Origin of the sequence: Pseudalkalibacillus salsuginis (assembly GCF_021646685.1) — a bacterium.
GTDB classification, from domain to species: domain Bacteria; phylum Bacillota; class Bacilli; order Bacillales; family Fictibacillaceae; genus Pseudalkalibacillus; species Pseudalkalibacillus salsuginis.
In genome coordinates this window covers 601,639-627,315 of the sequence record NZ_JAKJHW010000001.1, presented here as the reverse complement: position 1 = coordinate 627,315, position 25,677 = coordinate 601,639, and the positions used below count along the sequence as shown (strand labels likewise).

Below are 25,677 nucleotides of genomic sequence, written 5' to 3'. Positions count from 1 at the left end.
CCAACGCCCAACCACTTGGATCACTTCAGTCCTCCTGCGGCGGCAACAGCCTCCTCGTCGGACTTCCAGTGACCTTCGTGGCTAATCAGGGCGTTTGCGCTTTTCTTTAGGCGTAGACATTTATACTAGTCGGACAATTGTGTCCAAACGTGCTCGATCATCCGCCATGTATTTTCCAACTTCGCTCATAGACTTACTCGATACACTCTAAAATCTACTCGACATAGTTTGGACAGCACAGTGGACGGAATCATCCCTTGACACTCCCTTTTTCCCTTCTAAATCCAAACATGATAAAATGAAATTAGTGTTGAACGAGGAGGAAATCGAATGAGCAAAAAGAAACTCGTTTTAGTAGATGGGAACAGTATCGCATACCGTGCATTTTTTGCATTACCCCTTTTGAACAATGATAAAGGAGTTTACACGAATGCAGTGTACGGGTTTACAACGATGTTATTGAAGGTGCTTGATGATGAAGCACCAAGTCATATGCTGGTTGCATTTGATGCCGGAAAGACAACGTTTCGTCACAAGACCTTTAATGAATATAAAGGCGGACGGCAAAAGACACCGCCAGAACTTTCAGAACAATTACCTTTGATCCGTGAATTGCTGGATGCATTCGGTATCAAGAGATATGAATTGGAACAATATGAGGCGGATGACATCATCGGTACATTATCGAAACAAGCAGATCCTAAGGAATGGGATGTCAAAGTCATCACCGGGGATAAGGACTTGCTCCAATTAGTGGACGAGCATGTCCATGTTGCATTGACGAAAAAGGGCATAACAGATATGGATACATATGACATGAAGCTTGTCGAAGAACGCTATGGCCTCACACCCGATCAGATCATCGACATGAAAGGACTTATGGGGGACAGTTCGGACAACATTCCTGGAGTTCCAGGTGTCGGTGAAAAGACTGCGATCAAGCTGTTGAAGGAATTTGGGACAATTGAAGAAGTGCTGGATTCAATTGATAAAGTTTCTGGTAAAAAGCTGAAGCAAAGGCTTGAAGACAACAAAGAACAGGCTGAAATGAGCAAAAAACTTGCTACGATTGAAATAAAAGCCCCGGTAGATGTCAAGCTCGACAGCTGTGAGTTTGTGAATGAAATCTCTGACAAAGTCATTAAACTGTTCAAAGAGTTAGGATTCAATTCACTTCTTGATAGGGTTGACAGCGGAGAATCAGAAGAAGGGGATACACCGACTGATGAGATTGATTATGAAATTTTAGAAGAGGTTACGATGGCAGATTTCGGTTCAGACGCGGCGGTGGTCATCGAATGCTTAGCTGAAAACTATCATCATGGGGATATTCTAGGGATGGGTATTGTCAGTGAAAAGGGAAAATACTTTATTCCAACTGACGTAGCTTTAAAGTCAGAAGCCTTCATTGAATGGCTTGAAGATGAAAAGATAGAAAAGTATGCAGCCGATGCAAAGCAGGCAACTGTATCGCTTGCTTGGAAAGGCATCGACCTGAAAGGGGTCAAATTTGATGCTCTTATCGCTTCTTACTTGTTGAATCCTTCTGACTCCTCACATGATATTGCTTCGATAGCAAGCCGGTTTGGATTGAAAGGCGTATCAAACAATGAAACGATTTATGGAAAAGGGGTAAAGCAGAAAGTTCCAGAAGGAAAGTTTTTAAGTGAACACATTGTACGCAAAGCGAATATGCTTCTTCAAGTCGTCCCTCGTCTTCAAGAGAGCCTTAAAAAGAATGAACAAGATCAGTTGTTCTATGATTTGGAGATGCCGCTGTCCATTGTCCTCGGTAAAATGGAGCAGCAAGGTGTCCAGGTCGATGTGAAGCGGCTGGAGGAGATGGGCACCGAGTTGAATGACCAATTGGAAAAGATCGAAGCGAAAATTTTCGAACTTGCCGGAACCGAGTTCAATATCAATTCCCCTAAACAGCTTGGTGAAATCTTATTTGAAAAAATGCAGCTTCCAGTCATCAAAAAGACAAAGACAGGATATTCAACGTCAGCTGATGTTTTGGAAAAACTGAAGGATAAGCATGAAATTGTTGAGGAAATCCTTTACTACCGCCAGCTTGGCAAGCTCAATTCGACTTATGTAGAAGGGCTTCTGAAGGTGGTGAACCGTGCTACGGAGAAAATCCATACACGTTTCAATCAAGCGCTGGCACAGACTGGCCGCTTGAGTTCTATCGATCCGAACCTTCAAAACATCCCGATCCGTCTGGAGGCGGGAAGAAAGATCCGCCAGGCATTCATACCATCAGAAAAAAATTGGGTCGTGTTCGCCGCGGATTATTCACAAATCGAGCTGCGAGTCCTTGCTCATATCGCACAGGACGATAAATTGATCGATGCATTCAATAATGAAATGGATATCCATACGAAAACAGCAATGGATGTCTTTCATGTTGAAAAAGATGAAGTGACGTCGGATATGAGAAGGCAAGCGAAAGCTGTCAATTTCGGAATCGTATATGGAATCAGTGATTATGGACTTTCGCAAAGTCTTGGCATTACCCGGAAGGAAGCTGGGCAATTTATCGAACGGTACCTCAAAAGCTTCCCAGGCGTCAAACAGTACATGGATGATATTGTCCAACAGGCGAAACAGGAAGGCTATGTGACGACGATGTTGAACCGTCGCAGATATCTTCCGGAAATCACAAGCCGTAATTTCAACTTAAGAAGCTTTGCTGAACGTACAGCCATGAATACACCGATACAAGGCTCAGCAGCAGATATCATCAAAAAGGCTATGGTGGAGATGGCCAAACGATTAGAGAAAGAAAAGTTGAAGACAAGGATGCTGTTGCAGGTGCATGACGAATTGATTTTCGAAGCACCGAAAGACGAGCTTGAAAAACTGGAGAAGATTGTACCGGATGTCATGGAGCATGCTGTACAACTGGATGTCCCTTTGAAAGTCGATTATTCATATGGGGACACCTGGTATGATGCGAAATAGTAAATTGGATAGAAGCTAAGTCTGCCCCTGCTGCAGGCAGGTATTAGAGATAGGGAGATCAGAAATGCCAGAATTACCTGAAGTGGAAACTGTCAGACGTACCTTGGAAAATCTAGTGCTTGGTAAAAAAATCGAAAATGTAACGGTCAAGTGGGCGAAAATCATCAAACATCCAGATGATTTGGGAGATTTCAAATCCTTGTTGATCGGCCAAACGATCCGCTCCATCGGAAGAAGAGGAAAATTCCTGAAAATCATTCTCGATGATGTAGTTCTTGTTTCGCATTTGCGGATGGAAGGACGATATATTTATGTTGAGGGCGGTGAAGAAGCTGATAAGCATACGCATGTGATCTTCGCTTTTAGGGATGGATCTGAATTGCGTTATCGTGATGTACGTAAGTTTGGAACGATGCATGTATATCCGATCGGGAAAGAAGAGGAACATCTACCTTTATCCCAATTAGGCCCAGAACCATTCGATCCGGACTTCAAACCAGTAGAGCTCTGGAATAAGCTTCAAAAGACGACTCGTAAAATCAAGCCTGTTTTACTGGATCAGACGGTATTAGTGGGACTCGGCAACATTTATGTGGATGAAGCCCTTTTTAAAGTCGGACTCAACCCTGAAGCTGAAGCAAGATCGTTATCGAAAAAGAAGGCAGAAGCGTTGCATCAAGCCATCGTCGAAACATTGAATGAGGCCGTGGATCAAGGTGGAAGCACGATTCGTTCTTATGTGAATTCCCAAGGAGATATGGGGATGTTTCAGCAAAAGCTTGCTGTTTATGCTCGGAAAGGTGAACCCTGTCTCAATTGCGGCTCAGAAATCGTGCGTATTGTTGTAGGGGGGAGAGGTACACATATTTGTCCAAGCTGCCAAAAGTGATGAGAAATTCATGAAAAAGTCGTACGTCGGATAGGCCCTATCCATATACTATCCTAGCGTTTGAAGCAAGGAGGATGTGTGGAAGTGACAGGATGGATAGCCTTACTGACTTTGACGATTGCTGTGAGCATGGACAGCTTCGGGGTCGGTGTAACATACGGTGTACGACGAATGAAAATCACTTACTTCTCCATTATTCTGATTGCAATATGTTCAGCTTTGATGTTGCTGTCTGCTATGAATGTAGGGACAATCATCAGCACATTCATTTCTCCTGTTTTTGCAGGCAAGTTGGGTGGAATGTTGCTGATCGGTTTAGGGATGTATGTCTTATGGCAATTCTTTAAAACCAGCGATGAACGTGAAGAGGCATCAATCAAAAAGCATGAATCGGAATATATTTGGAACATGGAGATCCGATCGTTAGGTATCGTCATTCAAATTTTACGTACCCCTGCAGCCGCGGATATTGACCGTTCTGGAACCATTACAGGATTAGAAGCATTGTTACTCGGCCTGGCTTTATCGTTAGATTCGTTTGCTGCTGGACTTGGGGCATCACTACTCGGTTTCCCCCATCTGATGACAGCCGTATTTGTAGCAGGTATGAGTGTACTGTTCCTTGTGATTGGTATGAAGCTTGGAAGAGTGTTGTCTGCCATACCATCCATGAGGTTGATCAGCTTTTTGCCAGGTGTCATGTTGATCGTGTTAGGTATATTCAAACTGTGAGGTGTTATAAATGATTGTAGGTTTGACCGGTGGGATTGGAAGTGGGAAAAGCACGATTTCCGTTATGATTCAAGAGCTGAATATCCCTGTAATTGATGCCGATAAAATCGCCCGGGAAGTTGTATCGCCGGGCGAAGCAGCATATGCGCAAATCGTAGAATTCTTTGGCGGAGATATTTTGGAGGAAGATCGGAGCATCAACCGCAAAAAGTTAGGTGCAATCATATTCAATGATGAAGAAAAGCGTCTAAAGTTGAACAGTTTTGTCCATCCTGCTGTCCGGGAACGAATGCTTGCTCGCAAAGATGAATTGCTGGAAGTACAGGAGTCCGTCGTCATGGATATACCATTATTGTTTGAGAGTAAATTATCCCATATGGTGGATCGTACATTACTTGTCTATGTGGATAAAAAAACACAATTGGAAAGATTGATGAAACGTGATCAATCTTCCTCTGCGGATGCACTATCCCGAATTCGCTCCCAAATACCGTTGGACGACAAGACAAAATGGGCAGATGGAATCATCGACAACAATGGGACGGTGGAAGAGAGCCGTCAACAGTTGATACATATATTCACGAAATGGGACATACTCTAATTCTGAGTTAGAACCAGCAGGTTAATCGACAAAAGAGACAATGAATTCCGATCAACCGACACACTAATAGCAGAATGTGTAATGTTTTTGTCGATTTTTTGAACTTTAGGGGCCAGGCACCGGCCTCTTTTTTTTATATTGATAAATTTAGTGTTCCCTTTTACATATAATATGTTATACTAATTTTAGATTTTTAGAAAAAAGTATAGCACTTTATATAGTGGAGGGATTTCAACATGAAAGCTAAAGTAGCTATTAATGGATTTGGACGAATTGGACGGATGGTATTCCGTAAAGCGATGAAAAACCAACAATTAGATGTTGTTGCGATAAATGCAAGTTATCCTTCTGAGACATTAGCTCATCTTATCAAATACGATAGCATTCATGGTACTTACGATCTCGAGGTTGAAGCGAATGAGAATTCTCTGTTTGTAGATGGTAAAGAAATCAAGTTGCTCAGTAATAGGGATCCTAAACAATTGCCATGGGGGCATTTGGGCATTGATATCGTCATTGAAGCAACAGGCAAGTTCAAATCAAAAGAGACTGCCGCTTACCATTTAGAAGCTGGTGCCAAGAAGGTTATCATCACTGCTCCAGGTAAAGATGAAGATCTTACAGTCGTGATGGGTGTAAATGATGACGCTTACATTCCGGAAGAGCACCATATTCTTTCCAATGCCTCATGTACGACAAACTGTCTCGCACCGGTAGTAAAAGTTATTGATGAACAATTTGGGATCGAAAACGGTGTGATGACGACCGTTCATGCCTATACAAATGATCAGAAGAATATCGATAATCCTCACAAAGACCTAAGACGTGCTCGTGCTTGCGGTCAATCGATCATACCTACATCAACCGGTGCAGCGAAAGCAATCGCGAAGGTTATGCCTCAATTAGAAGGTAAACTTCACGGGATGGCGCTTCGGGTGCCGACACCGAATGTATCTCTAGTTGATCTTGTTGTCGACGTGAAGCGTGATGCGACGGTTGAAACTGTCAATGCAGCCCTCGAAACAGCGTCTAAAGGAACTTTGCAAGGAATCCTGGGTTATACGAAAGATCCACTTGTCTCAATCGACTTCAACGGAAATGAAAATTCTTCAATCATTGATGGGTTGTCTACAATGGTGATCGAAGATCGAAAAGTTAAAGTTCTTGCCTGGTATGACAACGAATGGGGATATTCTTGCCGAGTAGTCGATCTTGCGGAGAAAGTTGGAGAAACACTTGGTGCGTTATCCAATAAGCGCTTGTCCGGAACTGCGTAACAATCCTTATAATCAGAAAGTGGAACGGGGTAGACCTTCATGGTCAACTCCGTTTTTTATATTGTGTAAAAGACTGCTTAGTCTGCTGCCAACGGATTAACATTGCTTGTGGGAAACATATGATCATCCATACTTGAAGGGATTATATGTTTTTTATTTCTTTCATTGTGGAATGAGGAAGTACAAGGGTGTATTTTTTATGGAGGTGGAAAATCGAAAAATCAACTTGCAAAAAATGATGAAAAGCAGTATACTGTTCTTCGTGAACTTCATGTTATAAGCAATTCAGGAACTGGATACTACTTAAAGGGTTAGGACCTCTTTGGACTAACTTTCCCCCGTGGTAAAATTCCATTTCCGCATGCTTTTGAAGGCATGATTAATTTTAAAGGGGGACTATGCAAATGGATACAATGGGACGTCATGTGATTGCTGAGTTATGGGGTTGTGATGTTGAGAAATTGAACAATATGCCTTATATTGAACAACTTTTTGTAGAGGCTGCACTTAAATCAGGTGCAGAGGTAAGAGAAGTTGCTTTTCATAAATTTGCACCTCATGGAGTTAGTGGAGTTGTGATCATTTCTGAATCACACCTAACCATTCACAGTTTTCCAGAGCATGGTTATGCAAGCATTGATGTTTATACATGCGGTGACCTTGATCCAAATGTCGCTGCTGATTATATTGCAGAGGCCCTTGGTGCTACGTCCAAAGAGAATGTAGAACTTCCAAGAGGTATGGGTCCGGTTAAAGTTGACCAGAAAAAGGTCTCGGCATATTTGTAATCACAAAAAACCAACAAGGTGTGCAGCTGCACACCTTTTTTAATCGTTAAGAAAGTATAACTTTTCAGCGCTGTAGCTAACCGAAATAAACAATAACCTGTAACAGAGCCAAATGGAAAAACGGCGAGGACCTCAGTTGATTTGAAAATATCTTGTCACAGGGACACCTTTCTACTATCATTATAGTTGAGGATAATTTTACAATTCGACTATATATGACAGGATATAAAGCAAAGTTTATCGATATGGGGTTGGTTACATGCGTTGTCCAAATTGTCAAAATAATGGTACCAGGGTGTTGGATTCTCGCCCGGTTCATGGTGGACGTTCGATTCGCAGACGTAGAGAGTGCGAAAAATGCAATTATCGGTTCACCACTTTTGAAACAGTTGAAGAGATTCCTCTTGTCGTTGTAAAAAAAGAGGGTACCAGAGAAGAATTTAACCGGGACAAGCTGTTACGTGGTTTGATAAAGGCTTGTGAAAAACGTCCAGTTCCGCTTGAGGTTTTAGAAGAGGTCGTAAATACTGTCGAAAAGGAATTACGGAATGATGGCTCTTCAGAAATCCAAAGTAAAGAAATTGGTGAACGTGTAATGGACCATTTAGCAAAGATCGACGAAGTCGCTTATGTCCGTTTCGCGTCCGTTTACAGGCAATTCAAGGATATCAACGTATTCATCGATGAACTGAAAGATCTATTAAAACGAGAGAACGAGTAAAGAGCTTACCTATACATAAGCTCTTTTTTCACTTGCACATTAGAAAGTATAAATCCTTTCTTTAGAATAAACGTAACTATGCTCGATTAACCCAATTATGGGATGATAAAGGTGAAGTAAATGCAAAACCATTGGAAAGAACTACTTCCTGTCGACCGCTTTCAAGTATATAGCAGGGGAAGGATACAAGCTGAAGAATTGAAGATGGTTACCCTATTATATCAACCATTGGTAGGTGCGAAAGCATATAGCCTATACATGACTCTTTTCAGTGAAAACCTAAATGGAATGACTTCTCATCATACATTGATGAACCACACGCAAATGAATATGCAGCAGATTTTTGAAGAGCGAAAAAAACTTGAGGCAATCGGACTTTTAAAAACATATCGGAAACGAACTGACGATGACCGGATTTTCATATATGAACTACAACCGATAATAAAGCCAGAGCAGTTTTTCCAGGACGATGTTTTAAGTGTCTATTTATATGGACGTTTAGGGAAGCAAAGATATCTTGAAGTAAGAAACCGTTTTGTCCTGAAAACAGAACAACATGACGAATTCGATAATATTACAGCTAGCTTTAATGATGTGTTCTCATCATTACATGAATCTGAGATCAGAGCGGCAACAGACTCTGAAATCCATCAGGCTATCTCGAATACCCAAAATGGAAATGTTACGGGAAGTGCGCCCAACTTTTCTGAAGATGACTTCGATTTCAATGCGCTTGAACGGGACTTGAGCAGTTTCATCATTCCTTCAGAGGTGTTGACGGATACCATCCGTGAATCCATTCATCGACTTGCGTTCATTTATCAAATATCTCCGATTGAAATGAGCAGTATCGTCCAACAGGCTTATTTCAGGGATGAGCAATTAACACCTTACTCTTTAAGGCAAGAGGTGCAACGGTGGTATAAAATCGAAAAGCCAGGGCATTTGCCACGATTAAGTGAACGGAGCCATACGAATGCTCCGCCTCAAAAAAATTCGGAGCATCTATCACCAGAAGAATTGATGATCCAGACGTTCGAGACGATCTCACCGCGAACCTTACTTGAAAAATACAGCGAGGGTGGGCGTGCTGCGAGCGCTGACCTTAAACTGATCGACTCCATCATGTTTGATCAGAAACTTTCAGCAGGGGTCATCAATGTACTGATCGATTATGTATTAAATACTAATGATATGAAGTTGATTCATGGGCATGTAGAAAAGATCGCAAGCCAATGGAAACGCAAAAAGATATCTTCAGTCAGAGAAGCGATGGAACTGGCGAAAGCGGAGCATAAAAGTTATCAATCCTTTAAACAGCAAAAAACAAAATCAGGCAGACCAGCCCAACAGAAGAATGTCAGAAAGGACAAACTTCCTAAATGGATGGACTCACCTAAACCAGATAAGGAAAAACAAAAAGTTTCAGAAATGGATGAAAAATGGCTTGAAGAATATTTGAAAGGGCTATAGGGGGTGACAACGTGAAATCCATATCAGAATCGATGAAAGGTTTTACCGAGCGTTCGAATGTAGAAAGAGAATTAATCGAACTGAAGAAGAAGGTGTTGTCGCACCCTGATTGGAAGGCGTTCCATCAAGCAAACCCAGAAGTTACGATTGATATGATCAACAGGAGCCTTCCGAGACTAGTGGAGTTTATAGAAGGAACAAGGGATTGTAAAGGATGTGTGGACCTGAAAAGTTGCCGAAACATGATCAAAGGGTACGAGCCCCAGTTGTTCATTAAAGGTCAGATCATTGATGTTACGTACACTCGGTGTCCTAGTAAAGTGGCTAACGAAGAGATGGAAAATTTACAGTCGTTAATCAAAAGCTATTTCATCCCAAAGGACATCCTGACTGCCACCTTTGATCAATTTGATAAGAAGGACCAGGAGAGATATCAAGCGACTCTGAAGGCTGCAGAGTTTGTGAAATCAGTCTCTGGCCCTGAAGGCCCTGCCCAAGGCCTCTATGCACACGGTGAATTCGGGGTGGGAAAGACCTTTCTTATGGGGGCGATTGCAAACGCTCTGGCTAAAAAGAACATCCAAACAATTCTCGTCTATACACCTGACTTTTTTAGAGAAATGAAATCCTCTATCGGGGATCAGACCGTAGATGAAAAGTTGAATGTGATTAAAAAAGCACCAGTATTAGTACTTGATGATATCGGGGCTGAAACGATGTCCAGCTGGATACGAGATGAAGTATTAGGTTCAATCTTACAATATCGGATGATGGAGAAACTGCCAACCTGCTATACATCAAATTACGATTATGAGGAACTTGAAGATCATCTCGCCTATTCCCAAAAAGGCGGTATAGAACAATTGAAGGCAAAGCGTATTATGGAACGGATCAAGCACTTCACAACGCCAATTTCACTCGGCGGGGGAAATCGACGTCAAAGATAAATAGAACAGGCTCTGTCATTCTTACAGGACAGAGTCTTTTTCTTTTGACAGCTTTCGTTAGAATAATCTTTCTTGATGTTCATATATTGTAACAATGATTGTGGACAAGGAGGATTAAGGTTGGTTACGATTCACTTTTTGGATGAAAAGGAAGGCCATTATTTGTTTGAACGAATCAATAAACTACTTAATAACCAAAACATATCCAACCGGTCGACTCCCATAAGGATTCAATATACAGATGAAAACGCATTGGAAATTGATATGGATCACCGGGATCCGGTCAGTGACATGTTAAGGCCGACGATTTTACTTTTTCTGGCGAAGCATATCATTCGTACAAGGGAAGCAGCCTGGATAATAAGAATCTTGGAAAGTAATTTTTATTTTACGGATATAGATGAACAACTCCAAATTTTATCCATCGCTCAATCCCTTATCGAAGGGAATTCCGAAAATATACCATTAGTCAGCAAGTTCCCATCAAGAGAAGATATGATCGTCGATGCATTGGAGGACTTTTTTGATTCTGAAATGATTTTTTCCTATGAATCATTTTTGCAATTCCGCTTGAAGCCATACCAGGAACTATTAACAAGGTATATCGAATGTGCGATCGATGAATTTAAGTACGAACAAGAGTACCAGGATTTCATCAACCAATTGCGGCAATTTGTCAAATCAAGGGTCTCTTTGTTTTCAACTGTGCATCTTAAGCATGAGCGGAATCAGTTCAAGATTTATAATGAACATTATTATGAATTAACTAAACAAGATATCGAACAGCTTACAAAGGGGAAAGGAAAAGCCTATTTACAGTCCATATTTTCGGATTTATTGAAGATATTGGTCGAGATCGCTCCAGAGAGAATTTATCTGTATACCGATGCTGAAGACGACTCGATGAACCGTACCATTCAGAATGTATTTCAAGAACGCGTCCACATCCTTCCTAACCGTAAATTTTTAGTTAGATAACAAAAAACTTATATTTGGTATTTTCAGGCTTGATTTTCTTTGGTAGACTGCATATAATACTACATAACAATTAACAATACCAAAGTAATGACGAGGATATGGGCCTTTGGATACTGGTTTCCAGAGAGAAGAGAATCAGCTGAAATCTCTTCACCAAGTAAAAAGTGCTTACCACCTCTGAACTTCAACGGGGAAATCGTAAAATAACCGTTGACGGTAAATGACCGTTAAATGATTCCAAGTGCCGGCATGTGAGTCGGAACGAGGGTGGAACCGCGAGCAAACACTCGTCCCTTTTCCAGGGATGGGTGTTTTTTTAATTCCATTTTGTTTGACGGGAGAAAGTGTTTTTCTGGTTTACGCAAAGCTAGTTGACTAATAGTTGTATTAATTAATGTAGGAGTGTGAACGACCATGTCTAAGGTGAAAATTACTTTCCCGGATGGAGCAGTAAAGGAGTTTAAAAAAGGCGTGACAACAGAAGAAATAGCCGCATCAATCAGCCCAGGCTTGAAAAAGAAAGCCATCGCCGGAAAACTTGATGACCAGTTGCTTGACCTGCGTCAACCGATTGAGCATGACGGAACAATCACAATCATCATGCCCGATTCTGAAGAAGGGCTTGAAATCATCCGTCACAGTACAGCTCATCTGATGGCACAAGCAATTAAGCGCGTTTTTTCAGATCAGAAAGTCAAACTTGGTGTAGGACCGACGATTGAAAATGGGTTCTACTATGATATCGATATGGAGCACCGCCTCACTGAAGAGGATTTTCCTAAGATTGAAAAAGAAATGAAAAAAATCGTAGATGAAAACCTTGAAATCACTCGCGAGGAAGTGAGGCGGGAAGAAGCAATCCGCCGGTATGAGGAAATCGGGGATGATCTTAAAGTAGAGTTAGTCGAGGCGATTCCAGAAGGAGAAAAGATCACTTTCTATCATCAGGGAGAATTCTTTGATCTTTGCCGGGGTGTCCATGTCCCGCAAACAAGCAAACTGAAGGTTTTCAAACTGATGAACATCTCTGGGGCTTATTGGAGAGGTGACAGTGATAACCAAATGCTTCAACGAGTTTACGGGACAGCGTTCAATAAAAAATCAGAACTTGAGGAGCATCTGTACTTCCTCGAGGAAGCGAAGGAACGTGACCACCGTAAACTAGGAAAAGAATTAGAGATTTTCACAATCTCACAAAAGGTCGGCCAAGGACTGCCGATCTGGCTTCCTAAAGGTGCAACAATCCGCCGGGTCATCGAACGATATATCATCGATACGGAAGTAAAGCTCGGCTATGACCATGTATACACACCTCATCTTGGCAGTGTTGAACTATACAAGACTTCCGGCCACTGGGACCATTACCAGGAGGATATGTATCCGGCAATTGAAATGGATAACGAACAGCTCGTTCTCCGTCCGATGAACTGTCCGCATCATATGATGATTTATAAAAACGCATTGCACAGCTACCGTGATCTGCCTGTCCGTATTGCTGAGCTCGGCACTATGCATCGCCATGAAATGTCTGGAGCACTTGCAGGGCTACAACGGGTACGCTCCATGACGTTGAATGATGCCCATATTTTCGTAAGGCCAGATCAGTTGAAAGAGGAATTTATCAGGGTGGTGCAACTTATCCAGAAAGTTTACAAGGACTTCGGAATCAAGGACTACAAATTCCGTCTATCCTATCGTGACCCTGAAGATAAAGAGAAGTATGTGGATAACGATGAAATGTGGGAAAAGGCACAAGCCCTCTTGAAAGAGACAATGGAAGACATGGATCTGAATTATGTGGAAGCAGATGGGGAAGCAGCCTTCTACGGGCCGAAACTGGATGTCCAGGTGAGGACAGCGCTTGGAAAAGAGGAGACGCTCTCTACTGTACAGCTTGACTTCCACTTGCCAGAACGCTTTGATCTTACTTACAAAGGCAGCGACGGCCAAGACCATCGCCCGGTCGTCATCCACAGAGGAGTCGTTTCAACAATGGAACGCTTTGTCGCATTCTTGATTGAAGAATATAAAGGTGCGCTTCCTACCTGGTTGGCTCCAGTCCAAGCGAAAATCATCCCTGTATCTGCGGTGCATATGGACTATGCATATAAAGTACAGGAAGAACTGAGGACGAGTGGAATCCGTGTCGAGGTAGATTCCCGTGAAGAAAAGATCGGATATAAGATCCGTGAAGCACAAATGCAGAAAGTCCCTTACATGTTGGTAGTGGGAGACCAGGAAATCGAGTCCAACGCTGTTAATGTTCGTAAGTACGGGGAACAAGATTCCGAAACAGTTTCACTAGAGGACTTCAAAGCAAGTCTTAAAGCAGAAATAGAGCATAGTTGAAGGAAGAGGGAGATGACTGAATCGGTCATCTCCTTTTCCTAGAAGGATAAGAAAGCATAAAAATTTGGTTGCGATGAAGTGATGTCCAGGGTTCACCGCCCAACCACTGGATCACTTCAGTCCTCCTGGGCGGTCGACACATTGATTTAAGTCGAAGTGTTTACCCACGCAGAACCGAACTTTGTTTGGTTCGAGCCTCCTCGTCTGACTTCCAGTGACCTTCGTGGCTAACCAGGACGCTTGCACTTTTCTTTTGTAATTCAAAAAACGATTTGTTATTGCCTTTCACAAAATAATCCTTGATTTTTCACATGAAATCATTTACGCTATAAAGGTTGAAACGAAGCCAGAGGGCTTGACATCAATATGACATCGATGATATGATTCTAATGTAAATATAATCGTATATTCTTGTAAACAAGCAGAAGCACCCGCTTCTCACCTGATTGGCGTACAAAAGTACAGCTGACAGGTATAAATGATACAGTTTTCGACAATAGTTGGAACCTTTCAGTGTGGGTGTGGTATGCGCCGACGCTTTTTCTATTTGTTTTGTATTAAATTGAAATAGATTTGCTTTACTTTACAAGAAAAGATTAGGTTGTAAAAATCGATGGAGGTGGCTCATTATTAGTAAGGACATGATGGTCAACGACGGCATTCGCGCCCGCGAAGTTCGCCTGATTGGCGCTAATGGAGATCAAATTGGCGTAAAATCTCGTCAAGAAGCACTTGAAATTGCAGCAAATGCAAATCTAGATCTTGTTCTTGTTGCACCTGGTGCGAAACCGCCAGTCTGCAGAATTATGGACTATGGTAAGTATCGCTATGAGCAACAGAAGAAAGAAAAAGAAGCGCGTAAGAATCAAAAGACTATTACGACGAAGGAAGTTCGTCTTAGCCCGAATATTGAAGAACACGATTTCAACACAAAACTTCGTAATGCGAGAAAGTTCCTTGAAAAGGGGAACAAAGTCAAAGCGTCCATCCGTTTCCGAGGACGTGCGATCACTCACTCTGAATTAGGACGTGACGTGCTTATGCGTATGGCCAAGGAATGTGAGGATTTTGGAACGATTGAATCCAAGCCTAAAATGGAAGGCCGCAGTATGTTCTTGATCTTAGCTCCGATTGAAAGTAAGTAACTTTTGATAACGGTAGGGATCTTGAACGAAATTTCTTTGAACTAGTAATTAAAGGAGGAACTTTTACCATGCCTAAAATGAAAACTCATAAAGGGACTGCTAAGCGATTCAAGAAAACCGGAAGTGGCAAATTGAAGCGTTCACACGCATTCACCAGCCATATGTTCCGTAACAAGTCTCAAAAGCAAAAGCGTAAGCTCCGTAAATCTGCACTTGTGTCCAGCGGAGACTACAAGCGTATCAAAGACATGATCTAAATCATCATATGTTCAGAAAGCTACTGTACGCCTGCTTTTTGAACAAGAAATAATAACTGAAAAATCTAGGAGGGATTACAATGCCAAGAGTAAAAGGTGGCTATGTAACACGTCGTCGTCGTAAACGCGTCTTAAAACTTGCTAAAGGTTATTTTGGTGCGAAACATAAATTATTCAAAGTTGCTCAACAACAAGTATTCAAATCATTGCGCTATGCATACCGTGACCGTCGTCAAAAGAAGCGTGATTTCCGTAAATTATGGATCACACGTATCAACGCGGCAGCTCGTTTGAACGGAATTTCTTACAGCCGTATGATGCACGGTTTGAAGCAAGCCGGAATCGACGTTAATCGTAAGATGCTAGCTGAACTTGCTATAAACGATGAAAAAGCTTTCTCGGAACTTGCAAACAAAGCTAAAGATAGCCTTAAAGCATAAATAACAAAGGGGTTGACTATATAAATAGTCAGCCTTTTTTATATATGCAGGTCTCTAAATACTTTACGAGGCGGAAAAGTTGGGATAAGTTACTCAGTAATGCGATCTGAGACCCTGAAAATGCGAAAAATGAATTTTGGGATACTCATTAAGCCGTCAAACGCGAAATAAGTGAGTCCAGATGTTTATTTTTTCTAAATAAACGAAACACAAAGGAACAGGGAGATCAATTATGGCTTCAATTACATCATTATGTGAACTGTACGGCCGAATGAAGAACTAGCCACCTTATATCAAAAATTGATATCCTTTCGTACAAAACGGGCAAATACATAAATGCGTAAAGCGGGTCTGCAAAACCAGCCTGCAATCACCAGTCCGATAACTAAAAATCCAACGAGAAGAAAAAGGAAGCGTAAACGATGATCATTTATACATTGATTTTGATAAATTTATATGGTCTAATCATCATGTTCATTGATAAACAAAAAGCAAAGAGACAGCAATGGAGGATCTCTGAAAGTCATTTATGGATCGTTTCCATAGTGGGCGGCGCGATCGGAATTTTTGCAGGTATGCATCTCTTCCGTCATAAAACGAAGCACCTCTCCTTCCGAATAGGACTCCCGGTCTTGATCATCCTCCAGATCAGTCTTTACCTATACTTGTCTGCCAACAGGCAAGGTCTAAGTCCGTTTCCCTTTTCATAAATTGTTTATGGGGGGGATGGAGATGGAACAGCATGCAATGCAACTCATCCATTGGCTCGGTAAAAGCGGTGCATTGGCCCCAGTCCTGTTTATTTTCCTGCACATTTTACGGCAATTTTTATTTATTCCAGTCGGATTCATCTGTATTCTTGGCGGTGTCGTTTTTGGTGTGGTTTTCGGAACGATCTATTCCATCATTGGTGTAACATTGGTCAGTGTCTATTTTTATGCACTCGTAAAATCGTTGCCGAAATCTTTCAGTAAAGTCATGTACATGAAAGAAAAATGGTTTGGAAAACGTTCAGAACTCTCAATCGGACAAATCACCATCTTACGCTTGGTCCCCTTTCTTCATTTTCATCTCATTTCTCTCTGTATCATTGAGATTGCAAGAAATTTCAAGGACTACACCAAGCTTTCCATATTTACGAATGTGCCTTTAGCTATTGTCTATACATCGTTTGGAAGCTGGTTGAACCAATTGACGCTCTATTGGATGATCAGTATCCTCTGTATCTTAGCAGTGTTGTTTTATGCACTAAGGCGTAAAGAATGGGTCTACAAATGGCGGGATTTCTTTGCGGAAGCACGCTGAGGGTATAGTGCCGGTATACTCTTAAAAAGAGGTTCCGGCTTTTTTAAAAGGTAAGAGATGAAGGAATGTCCAGCTGCAACCCCTCACCACGGGTCTCTTCAGTTTCCTGTAGCGTCCAGGGGTTTACCCACGCAGAACCGAACTTTGTTTGGTTGAGTCTCCCCGTCGGACTTCCAGTGACGTTCGTGGCTGAACAGGGTGTTTACACTTTTCATATTAAGAAGAATTCTTTAAGGTTCATGATGTTCCTTGTTATACTGGAGAAAGTATAAAGAGAGGGGATATTCTATGGACCTGGAACTTCAACAAATGTATAAGATGCAAAATGAATTGGATCGACGAATTGAATCTGAAAGAGGCTTGGAGAAAGAAGATTTATTAGATGAAAAAGTACTCGCATTACTTGTGGAAATTGGTGAACTCGCGAATGAAACGCGATGCTTCAAATTCTGGAGCTCCAAGCCGCCTTCACCTAAAGAAACCATCCTGGAAGAATACGTGGATGGAGTCCATTTTTTGCTTTCAATTGGGTTGATTCTTCCTTATGAAGTACCACAGCAAGTAACTCTACCCAAAGTTGCCGACATAAATCCTGTCCATGCTTTCTTGAAGGTTTATGAGAGTGTGTCCATATTTAAAAACAATGAGGATGACATCAATAATTACAATCGATTAATGGAAGACTATCTGATGATCGGACGGGTTTTAGGTTTTACTATTGAAGAGATAAAAGATGCTTACTTATCAAAGAATCAGGTGAACCACGCACGTCAAGATGAGGGGTATTGATACATCACGATTAGACATCAGGAGGGTCTTCATGAATAATTCAGATGAAACACTTACCATGCTGAAGGAATTGACAGATGCAAACGGAATCTCAGGGGACGAATCAGAACCGCGGGAGGTTATGAAAAAATACATCAAACCCTATGCTGATGAGGTATTTTACGATAATCTCGGAAGTTTGGTTGCTAAGAAGAAAGGTTCCAAAAATGGCCCGAGCATCATGCTGGCAGGACATCTGGATGAAGTTGGATTTATGGTTACAAGAATCGATGATAAAGGCTTTTTGCGTTTTCAACCTGTTGGGGGCTGGTGGGAGCAAGTTTTGCTCGCCCAGCGTGTCACAGTTAAAACGAAAAAGGGAGACGTTGTAGGAATAATTGGTTCTAAGCCGCCACATATCCTTTCACCTGAAGCGAGGAAGAAGCCTGTACCGATCAAGGATATGTATATTGATATTGGTGCTTCGGATAAGGAAAATGCCTTGGAAATTGGAGTGCGGCCAGGGGATTCCGTCATACCTTACTTCGAATTTACAGTCATGAGCAACCCGAAAATGCTGCTTGCCAAAGCTTTTGATAACCGGATTGGATGTGCAATCGTAATTGATACGTTGAGGCAGTTGAAAAAGATCAAGCATCAGAATACCATTTATGGTGTAGGGACTGCCCAGGAAGAAGTAGGTTTACGTGGTGCTAAGACGGCAGCTCATATGATCCAGCCTGATATTGCATTCGCCATTGATACAGGCATTCCGGGTGACACTCCTGGGGTGACAGAGCGAGATGCACTATCCAAGCTTGGGGAAGGACCACAGATTATCATTTATGATGCAAGGACGATTTCTCATAAAGGGTTACGGGACTTTGTCATTGAAACAGCAGAAAAAAATAAAATACCTTACCAGATCGATACAACACCTGGAGGAGGTACGGATGCAGGAAATATCCATATCAGTCATGAAGGAGTACCCACCATTTCAATTACGATTGCTACGAGGTACTTGCATACTAATGCATCGATCATCCATAGAGATGATTATGAACAAGCTGTACGTTTGATGGTAGAGCTTATCAAAGGCCTGGATGAGAAAATGGTACGCCAAATCAAAGAATCCTGAAATGAAGAACAGGACTCCTTTTTATGGAGTCCTGTTCTTCATGACTTTCTAATTCTAATTATTGAAGACCTTCTGCAAGAATTTCAAGTATTTCGTTTTTCTCTGATTCGTCACAGTTCTGCCAGATGACTTCAAAAAGTACACCGAGTCCAGGGAGCATCTTTTCTTCTCCGCTGTTGATCGCTTCAACAATCGTACTTTCAAGCTCTTCGTGGCTATTCCCAGAAACATTCGCTAAAACTGCTTTCCTTAGGTTTAGATCCATACTTTTTCACCTCATATTTTCGTTTAGGAGTGATGTACATAGCATTTGTATGTTGATAGTTTTTATCCAGTTGTATTGGATTATGTATGATTATCACGTATAATAGCATTATTATTTTGGTAAGGAATGAAAAAGATGAATCGAATTACATCACCTAAAAACAGCAGGGTAAAGGAATGGAATAAATTAAAAAGAAAAAAGGGCCGGGACAAAGCCGGTGCTTTCATTATCGAAGGACCTCATTTGATTGAGGAGGCTTTAAAGCATAAAGCTGAAGTAACTGATCTGATCATCGATAAATCATTCCGTATCCCATCTGATTGGCATACAGGGAATATGACGACCTGGGTTGCAACATCTTCTGTGATCGAGGAACTGGCAGATACTGAGACTCCACAGGGTGTGGTAGCGATTGTCCAAGCGGGATCCAAGGAAATGGAACTCAGTTCTGATGGGAGCTACCTTCTACTTGACGGGATTCAGGACCCAGGTAATTTAGGGGCGATTATCCGGACTGCAGATAGTGCAGGTGCTGACGGGGTGATTCTCGGAAACGGAACGGTGGATCTATACAACAGTAAGGTTCTGAGATCGACACAAGGATCTTTATTTCACTTGCCTATTGTAAAAGGAAATTTACTAGAGTGGATTCCGCGAATGAAAGAGAAAGGAATCCAGGTATTCGGGACCTCTCTCAAGGGCGGCATCCCTTACACTTTATCCGACAGAATAAGCGGTTATGCCCTGATTTTAGGGAATGAAGCGAACGGTGTGCATGAAGACCTTCTGGCATCCTCGGATCAGAATCTTTTCGTACCGATTTATGGGCAGGCAGAATCACTAAATGTGGCTGTGGCTGCGGGGATTCTGTTATATGGTCTAAAAGAGGGTAAATAAGACGATAATAGTTGCAGGAACGTTATTGATTCCTTATAATACAGTATAGTTAACAAAATAGTTGAAAATGACGATGATGGAAACTAGTACATCATAGGTCGCCATTCAGGGAGAGGACGCCATAGACTGGAAGCGTGCTTATGGTAGAGATGGTGGAATTCATTCCGGAGTTGCCTTTCGAACACTGATCGGATTTCCGATGAGCTAAGATTGTGCCGGGAAACCGTTACATAATGGAGTGAACAGCTTCTTGATTTAATGCTGTTAATTAGGGTGGTAACGCGATACCTTCGTCCCTTTCTGGGATGAAGGTTTTTTTATGGCATTTTTACTCCCTATCATGGCTCTTTCGTATCAGCAAGGTTTTACATGGGAGGCTGACACCCTTGCCTTTCCTCAGAGTCCTATTGCACCGCCACACTTGGATAGGGCACAGAGAAGCATACTTGCTCATAAGTATTCGAAGGTTATGACACAAGATTAAAATGAAAGGCTTATCCAGGAAATTTATGAACCTTTTATAGGTCAAGTTTACGAAGATAAAGGAGGAACAAGTTATGCAAGAGCGTTTGATGACCCTGCAAGAGGAAGCTGTTGAAAAAATTGAACATGCCTCTTCATTAAAGGAATTGCAGGATATCCGGGTTGAATATTTAGGCAAGAAAGGCCCAATCACAGAAGTTTTACGAGGTATGGGCAAGCTGCCAGCTGAAGAAAGACCGAAGATGGGCCAATTAGCAAATGAAGTAAGAGAAGTCATCACGACAAAAGTGGATTCCAAACAGGAGAAGCTTGAGAGGGAAGAACTTGATCGCCAATTAAGTAATGAAACGATCGATGTAACTTTGCCTGGACGTCCAATCCGTCAAGGGAACGCACATCCGCTTACAGCAGTAATTGAAGAAATTGAAGATCTTTTTATCGGCATGGGTTTTTCAATTGCTGAAGGTCCGGAAGTTGAAACGGACTACTATAATTTTGAGGCGTTGAATCTACCGAAGAACCACCCTGCACGAGATATGCAGGATTCTTTTTTCATCACGGAAGACCTTCTCTTACGTACACAGACATCACCGGTACAAGCCCGCACGATGGAAAAACATGAAGGGAAGGGTCCTGTCAAAATCATCAGTCCTGGTAAAGTCTATCGCCGAGATACAGATGATGCGACACACTCTCATCAGTTCATGCAAATTGAAGGACTTCTCGTCGATAAAAATATCCGAATGAGTGATTTGAAAGGAACATTGACGTTGTTTGCACAAAAGCTGTTTGGAGAAGAACGTGAAATCCGACTCCGGCCAAGCTTCTTCCCATTCACTGAGCCATCTGTTGAAGTCGATGTGTCTTGTTTCAAATGCAACGGAGCAGGATGTTCAATCTGTAAAAGGACCGGTTGGATTGAAATTTTAGGAGCTGGGATGGTTCACCCGAATGTACTTGAAATGGCTGGGTTCGATTCTAAAGAGTATACGGGCTTCGCGTTTGGTATGGGTCCTGAAAGAATCGCCATGTTGAAGTTCGGAATTGATGACATCCGTCATTTCTATACGAATGATCTTAGGTTCTTGGAACAGTTCAAACGGGCATAAATTCGAAATGATGATGGAACAAATCTATATGGGGAGTGTAAATCATGTTAGTATCCTATAATTGGTTGAAAGAATATGTTGATCTCGATGGTATTCAACCAGATGAGCTTGCTGACCGGATCACGAAAAGCGGCATCGAGGTTGAAGGAGTCGAATCTTTGAGTCAGGGTATTTCCGGTGTTGTTGTCGGCCATGTGGAAAAGTGCGAACAACATCCGAATGCTGATAAATTGAATGTGTGTCAGGTGAAAATCGGAGAAGGAGAGCCAGTTCAAATCATCTGCGGAGCCCCAAACGTCGGTACGGGCCAAAAAGTCCCGGTTGCCACAGTCGGAGCGGTTCTTCCAGGTAACTTCAAAATCAAAAAAGCGAAACTCCGTGGGGAAGTTTCGAACGGGATGATCTGTTCCTTAGAAGAACTGGGAGTAGATGTGAAAATGGTACCGAAGGAATTTGCGGATGGCATATATGTCATGAAGGAAGATGCAGAAGTCGGGAAGAACGCACTTTCCTACCTCAACCTCGACGATCATATTTTAGAATTGGGTCTTACTCCGAATCGTGCTGATTGCTTGAATATGATCGGAGTGGCTTATGAAACAGCCGCTGTATTTGAACGAAAATTGACGTTACCAAAGCCGTCATTGAATGAAAACAATGAATCTGCATCTGATTGTATCTCGGTCAAGGTGGACGACTTTGGGGATAATCCGTATTATGGTGCGAAAGTGATCCGTAATATTAAAGTGGGACCGTCTCCTGAATGGATGCAAAGTCGTTTGATTTCAGCAGGGATACGTCCGATCAACAACGTGGTGGATATCACAAACTATGTACTGCTTGAATACGGTCAACCTCTTCATGCTTTCGACTATGACCGATTCGGATCCAAAGAAGTACTCATAAGACGTGCGGAAGCTGGAGAAGAAATCAGGACATTAGATGATGAAATGCGAAAGCTTGAAGCACATCATCTCGTCATCACTAACGGGATGAAACCCGTAGCTGTAGCTGGTGTAATGGGAGGCGCATATTCAGAAGTTTCAGATGAGACGACGACGATTTTACTTGAAGCTGCTTACTTCAACCCATCTATTGTCCGTCAAGCTTCGAAAGACTTGGGGCTTCGAAGTGAATCATCTACACGATTCGAAAAAGGGATCGACCGCAACCGTGTTTATGAGGCGGCCAATCGTGCTGCTGAATTGATGGCTGAAATAGCGGGAGGCGAGGTTCTAGAAGGGATTGTAGAAGCAGGACCAAGGTTCGTGGACCCAGAAAAGGTCATTGTGCGCGGTGAGCGGGCCAATAAAGTATTAGGGACAAATATCGAAACGAAAGAGATTCACGAAATATTGGAACGACTCAGGTTTTCGTATGAACATGAGAATGATGAAATTACGGTTGAGGTTCCGGCCAGACGCCCGGACATCACACTGGAAGAGGATTTGATTGAGGAGATCGGGCGTATTTATGGCTATGATAAAATTCCTGCAACACTACCAGAAGGTGCCACTACAACGGGAGGCTTGACCCCATCCCAAATGAAAAGACGTAAAGTACGCCGCTATTTGGAAAGCGTAGGCCTTTATCAGGCACTCACATACTCACTGACGACAAAAAAGAAAGCGAACGCCTATCATGGCCTGGCTACAGAGGAAGAACCAGCTTTCATTTCTGTCTCGATGCCAATGAGTGAGGAACGAGCAGTCTTGCGCCGTACGATATTACCTCAACTACTTGAAGTGGTCCAGTACAACCAAAATCGCCAGTTGAACGATGTGGCTGTATACGAAATCGGTTCTACTTATTTGACGGATGAAAGGAACCTGGAAAAGCTCCCGAATGAGCATCAAAAACTAGCCGCTGCTTTTTCAGGATTATGGCACTTCCACCCATGGCAGCAGGAGAAGAAACCTGTAGATTTTTATGTCGTAAAAGGAGTGCTGGATGGTTTGTTCAAAAAGCTTGGAGTCAGTGAACGAATCGAGTTTCAACAAGTGAAACGTGAAGGGTTCCATCCTGGCCGAACGGCTATCGTGTTGCTTGATGGGAAACAAATCGGAGTTATCGGACAACTGCACCCTGCAGATCAAAAAGAATGGGACATCAAGGAAACATACCTGTTCGAACTTGACCTCGATATCGTCTTCGATATAGATGTGGAACCAGTGGTGTACTCTGCTTTACCACGATATCCATCAATTTCACGTGATATTGCGTTGATCCTTGAACAGGATGTAAGTGCTGGAGAGGTACAATCTGGTATTAAAGCTGCAGGCGGCGAATTGTTGAAAGAAGTATCGATCTTCGATTTGTATGAGGGAGAACATATGGATGAAGGGAAGAAGTCAGTCGCATACTCTCTCACCTATTACAATCCAGAAAAAACACTGACAGACGACGATGTGGAAAAAGTCCACAGCAAAGTGCTCGGCTACGTGAAGGAAAAGTTTAACGCAACCATGAGAGGTTGATAGGAAACAGGGTAGGCACCAAGTTGGGGCCTACCCTGTTTTATAGGACAAATTCACTCTTGAAAAACATTTTATGTGTAAGCCCACGCAAAACCAAGTCTTTGTTTGGTTCGAGCCTCCTCGGCTGTTTTCCAGTGACCTACGTGACTAATCAGGTCGTTTCCGCTTATCTTTAGCCTCAGGAAAGGGAGTGGAATCTGTAAAACGGATTCTAGGCTCTTAGTTCAGCCTTTCCGCTTCTGTTGCGCAAGTTTGATCGCCTTTTGGGTGTTGGCAAAGTGGGCTTTGCTCACTTTTTTCAATCCTTCGAGCCCATGATTGAAAATGATCCTTGCAGCAGCTTCGTCAACGAGTGATCCAGCTCCTTTCGGCAGTGGAAGTCCGAGAGAATCAGAAAGTTCATCCATTTTTTTTAAGAAAGCATAGCGAGCGATGATGGAAGCTGCTGCGACAGAATGGTGGAGCGTTTCCGCTTTCGTTTCGAAAAAGTAGGGCGGATTTTTGCCAGGCTGTGAATTCGTATGCTTGAAATAAATGGTCGGTTCACAAAATTGATCGATCAAAATACCTTCCACAGCAGCAGAAACTGATACTTTTGAGAGTACGTTGCCGATCGCCTTATGATGGAGCATCGCCTTCATTTTTCCTTGTGACATTCCTTTACTCTGAAGATCATTGTACTTGGGATTACCGAGCACCAATAGACTATAGGGGATGCTTTGGATCAGGTCTTTTGCAATCTCAATGATTTGCGGATCCTTTAAAAGCTTAGAATCCTTGACACCCAGTTCTTTTACAAGCGGAAGCTGTTCTTTTGATACGTAAGCAGCTACGACAGTGATCGGTCCAAAGAAATCTCCTGTTCCTACCTCGTCTGAACCGATCAAAGACATTGAGCCGACATTTTCTGGTGGAAGATAGGCGTGTTTTTTTCGAGCTTTTGATTTTCCTTGGGCGTTTGAGTTCGTTTCTCCTTCACCCCAACGAGAGGATTCCTGTTCTGCAGCCGGTCCCTGGAAAAGGATTTTTCCTGATTTGTAAGCGGTGATTGTACAGCCTTCCACTTTTGCAACGAATAAGCCGCCCTGGGGAACGTTCGATTGTATGTATGGTTGATATTCATTTTTAATTTTATCGATTTGAGCTTGATCCAATTTTAGTACAGCATGAGACATTTCATCTGTCACCTTCGTTCCTATGAAATTAATGACTTTAAACTTGATAGCCCCAACACCATTATAACGGAGGCAGGCGAAGCACGCGAATAGAAAATAGGTTGAAATCATATTCACATATTCAGTAAAATAAAATGGAAGGGTTATCGTTTTGTAATAATATGTAAAACCTTGGAGTCTCATTATTCCCATTCTCGGTAGTTCGTGTTAATATTATGATTAGTTATTTTCGAGTTAGGAGGCTTGTGGGTGTCTAACGGTAATCGAACAATTGTCCATATTTATGGTCAGCAATATACTATTGTAGGTGAAGAGGACCCAGGGCATGTCAATAGAGTGGCATCAATAGTCGATAAAAAAATGAGAGAGATTCGACATCAAAGCAATAACCTTGATGCTAAACAATTAGCTGTCCTTACATCGGTCAATATTACGAGTGATTATTTGAAATTACAGGAACGTGTCAGACATTTAGAGAAACAGAAAGAGGAATAAT

The 25,677-nt window shown here is 42.2% G+C and carries 24 protein-coding genes and 3 other annotated features; of the genes, 22 read left to right on the top strand and 2 right to left on the bottom strand.

What is annotated here, in order from left to right:
• Window positions 1-330 precede the first annotated feature (330 nt).
• The 18 genes from polA to L1611_RS03110 all read left to right on the top strand — a co-directional run bounded on the left by polA (window position 331) and on the right by L1611_RS03110 (window position 18,775).
• A complete protein-coding gene (gene polA / locus L1611_RS03195) occupies window positions 331-2,967 on the top strand; it encodes a DNA polymerase I (RefSeq protein ID WP_236311624.1) in 2,637 nt (878 codons plus the stop codon).
• A gap of 64 nt (window positions 2,968-3,031) precedes the next feature.
• Window positions 3,032-3,856: a DNA-formamidopyrimidine glycosylase gene (mutM, locus tag L1611_RS03190; protein ID WP_236311623.1), complete on the top strand. Its 825-nt coding sequence runs from the start codon at window positions 3,032-3,034 to the stop codon at window positions 3,854-3,856.
• Between the two features lie 84 nt (window positions 3,857-3,940).
• Complete coding sequence (ytaF, locus tag L1611_RS03185) at window positions 3,941-4,588, top strand: sporulation membrane protein YtaF (RefSeq protein ID WP_236311622.1); 648 nt, start codon at window positions 3,941-3,943, stop codon at window positions 4,586-4,588.
• Window positions 4,589-4,598: 10 nt separating this feature from the next.
• A complete protein-coding gene (gene coaE, locus L1611_RS03180; protein ID WP_236311620.1) occupies window positions 4,599-5,189 on the top strand; it encodes a dephospho-CoA kinase in 591 nt (196 codons plus the stop codon).
• Between the two features lie 236 nt (window positions 5,190-5,425).
• Complete coding sequence (locus L1611_RS03175) at window positions 5,426-6,466, top strand: ArsJ-associated glyceraldehyde-3-phosphate dehydrogenase (protein ID WP_236311619.1); 1,041 nt, start codon at window positions 5,426-5,428, stop codon at window positions 6,464-6,466.
• 404 nt (window positions 6,467-6,870) lie between these two features.
• Window positions 6,871-7,254, top strand: a complete 384-nt coding sequence (gene speD / locus L1611_RS03170; RefSeq protein ID WP_236311618.1) for an adenosylmethionine decarboxylase — start codon at window positions 6,871-6,873, stop codon at window positions 7,252-7,254.
• A gap of 259 nt (window positions 7,255-7,513) precedes the next feature.
• Complete coding sequence (gene nrdR / locus L1611_RS03165) at window positions 7,514-7,975, top strand: transcriptional regulator NrdR (RefSeq protein WP_225064176.1); 462 nt, start codon at window positions 7,514-7,516, stop codon at window positions 7,973-7,975.
• Window positions 7,976-8,095: 120 nt separating this feature from the next.
• Window positions 8,096-9,448 (top strand): replication initiation and membrane attachment family protein, encoded by a 1,353-nt coding sequence (locus L1611_RS03160; protein ID WP_236311617.1) that lies wholly within the window; start codon window positions 8,096-8,098, stop codon window positions 9,446-9,448.
• Between the two features lie 11 nt (window positions 9,449-9,459).
• Window positions 9,460-10,395, top strand: coding sequence for a primosomal protein DnaI (gene dnaI / locus L1611_RS03155; RefSeq protein WP_236311615.1), 936 nt, complete (start codon window positions 9,460-9,462; stop codon window positions 10,393-10,395).
• 120 nt (window positions 10,396-10,515) lie between these two features.
• Entirely contained in the window at window positions 10,516-11,373 is an 858-nt protein-coding gene (ytxC, locus tag L1611_RS03150; protein ID WP_236311614.1) for a sporulation protein YtxC, read from the top strand.
• 78 nt (window positions 11,374-11,451) lie between these two features.
• Window positions 11,452-11,671, top strand: a binding site (T-box leader).
• A gap of 116 nt (window positions 11,672-11,787) precedes the next feature.
• Window positions 11,788-13,722, top strand: coding sequence for a threonine--tRNA ligase (gene thrS, locus L1611_RS03145; protein WP_236311613.1), 1,935 nt, complete (start codon window positions 11,788-11,790; stop codon window positions 13,720-13,722).
• 413 nt (window positions 13,723-14,135) lie between these two features.
• Window positions 14,136-14,272: a sequence feature (ribosomal protein L20 leader region), on the top strand.
• Between the two features lie 91 nt (window positions 14,273-14,363).
• Window positions 14,364-14,867: a translation initiation factor IF-3 gene (infC, locus tag L1611_RS03140; RefSeq protein ID WP_236311612.1), complete on the top strand. Its 504-nt coding sequence runs from the start codon at window positions 14,364-14,366 to the stop codon at window positions 14,865-14,867.
• 68 nt (window positions 14,868-14,935) lie between these two features.
• Window positions 14,936-15,124 (top strand): 50S ribosomal protein L35, encoded by a 189-nt coding sequence (rpmI, locus tag L1611_RS03135; protein ID WP_225064171.1) that lies wholly within the window; start codon window positions 14,936-14,938, stop codon window positions 15,122-15,124.
• Window positions 15,125-15,204: 80 nt separating this feature from the next.
• Entirely contained in the window at window positions 15,205-15,564 is a 360-nt protein-coding gene (gene rplT, locus L1611_RS03130) for a 50S ribosomal protein L20 (protein WP_236311611.1), read from the top strand.
• 422 nt (window positions 15,565-15,986) lie between these two features.
• Window positions 15,987-16,274, top strand: coding sequence for a DUF1294 domain-containing protein (locus L1611_RS03125; protein ID WP_236311610.1), 288 nt, complete (start codon window positions 15,987-15,989; stop codon window positions 16,272-16,274).
• Window positions 16,275-16,296: 22 nt separating this feature from the next.
• Window positions 16,297-16,869, top strand: a complete 573-nt coding sequence (locus L1611_RS03120; protein WP_236311609.1) for a TVP38/TMEM64 family protein — start codon at window positions 16,297-16,299, stop codon at window positions 16,867-16,869.
• Window positions 16,870-17,157: 288 nt separating this feature from the next.
• Window positions 17,158-17,658, top strand: coding sequence for a dUTP diphosphatase (locus tag L1611_RS03115; protein ID WP_322972505.1), 501 nt, complete (start codon window positions 17,158-17,160; stop codon window positions 17,656-17,658).
• A gap of 31 nt (window positions 17,659-17,689) precedes the next feature.
• Window positions 17,690-18,775, top strand: a complete 1,086-nt coding sequence (locus L1611_RS03110; protein WP_236311606.1) for a M42 family metallopeptidase — start codon at window positions 17,690-17,692, stop codon at window positions 18,773-18,775.
• 58 nt (window positions 18,776-18,833) lie between these two features.
• Here L1611_RS03110 and sspI read toward each other — a convergent pair whose 3' ends face one another.
• A complete protein-coding gene (sspI, locus tag L1611_RS03105) occupies window positions 18,834-19,040 on the bottom strand; it encodes a small acid-soluble spore protein SspI (protein WP_225064166.1) in 207 nt (68 codons plus the stop codon).
• A gap of 135 nt (window positions 19,041-19,175) precedes the next feature.
• Between sspI and L1611_RS03100 the strand changes: the two genes are divergently transcribed.
• The 3 genes from L1611_RS03100 to pheT all read left to right on the top strand — a co-directional run bounded on the left by L1611_RS03100 (window position 19,176) and on the right by pheT (window position 24,006).
• Window positions 19,176-19,937 carry a TrmH family RNA methyltransferase gene (locus L1611_RS03100; protein WP_236311605.1) on the top strand — a complete coding sequence of 254 codons (762 nt, stop codon included), beginning with the start codon at window positions 19,176-19,178 and terminating at the stop codon, window positions 19,935-19,937.
• Between the two features lie 64 nt (window positions 19,938-20,001).
• Window positions 20,002-20,238 (top strand) — a binding site (T-box leader).
• Between the two features lie 256 nt (window positions 20,239-20,494).
• Complete coding sequence (pheS, locus tag L1611_RS03095; RefSeq protein WP_236311603.1) at window positions 20,495-21,529, top strand: phenylalanine--tRNA ligase subunit alpha; 1,035 nt, start codon at window positions 20,495-20,497, stop codon at window positions 21,527-21,529.
• Between the two features lie 44 nt (window positions 21,530-21,573).
• Window positions 21,574-24,006, top strand: coding sequence for a phenylalanine--tRNA ligase subunit beta (gene pheT, locus L1611_RS03090; RefSeq protein ID WP_236311602.1), 2,433 nt, complete (start codon window positions 21,574-21,576; stop codon window positions 24,004-24,006).
• Window positions 24,007-24,230: 224 nt separating this feature from the next.
• Here the strand turns inward: pheT and rnhC are convergent, their stop codons facing one another.
• Window positions 24,231-25,181, bottom strand: coding sequence for a ribonuclease HIII (rnhC, locus tag L1611_RS03085; RefSeq protein ID WP_236312025.1), 951 nt, complete (start codon window positions 25,179-25,181; stop codon window positions 24,231-24,233).
• A gap of 249 nt (window positions 25,182-25,430) precedes the next feature.
• Here rnhC and zapA point away from each other — a divergent pair, with 249 nt between their 5' ends.
• Window positions 25,431-25,676 (top strand): cell division protein ZapA, encoded by a 246-nt coding sequence (gene zapA, locus L1611_RS03080; protein WP_236311600.1) that lies wholly within the window; start codon window positions 25,431-25,433, stop codon window positions 25,674-25,676.
• Window position 25,677 lies beyond the last annotated feature (1 nt).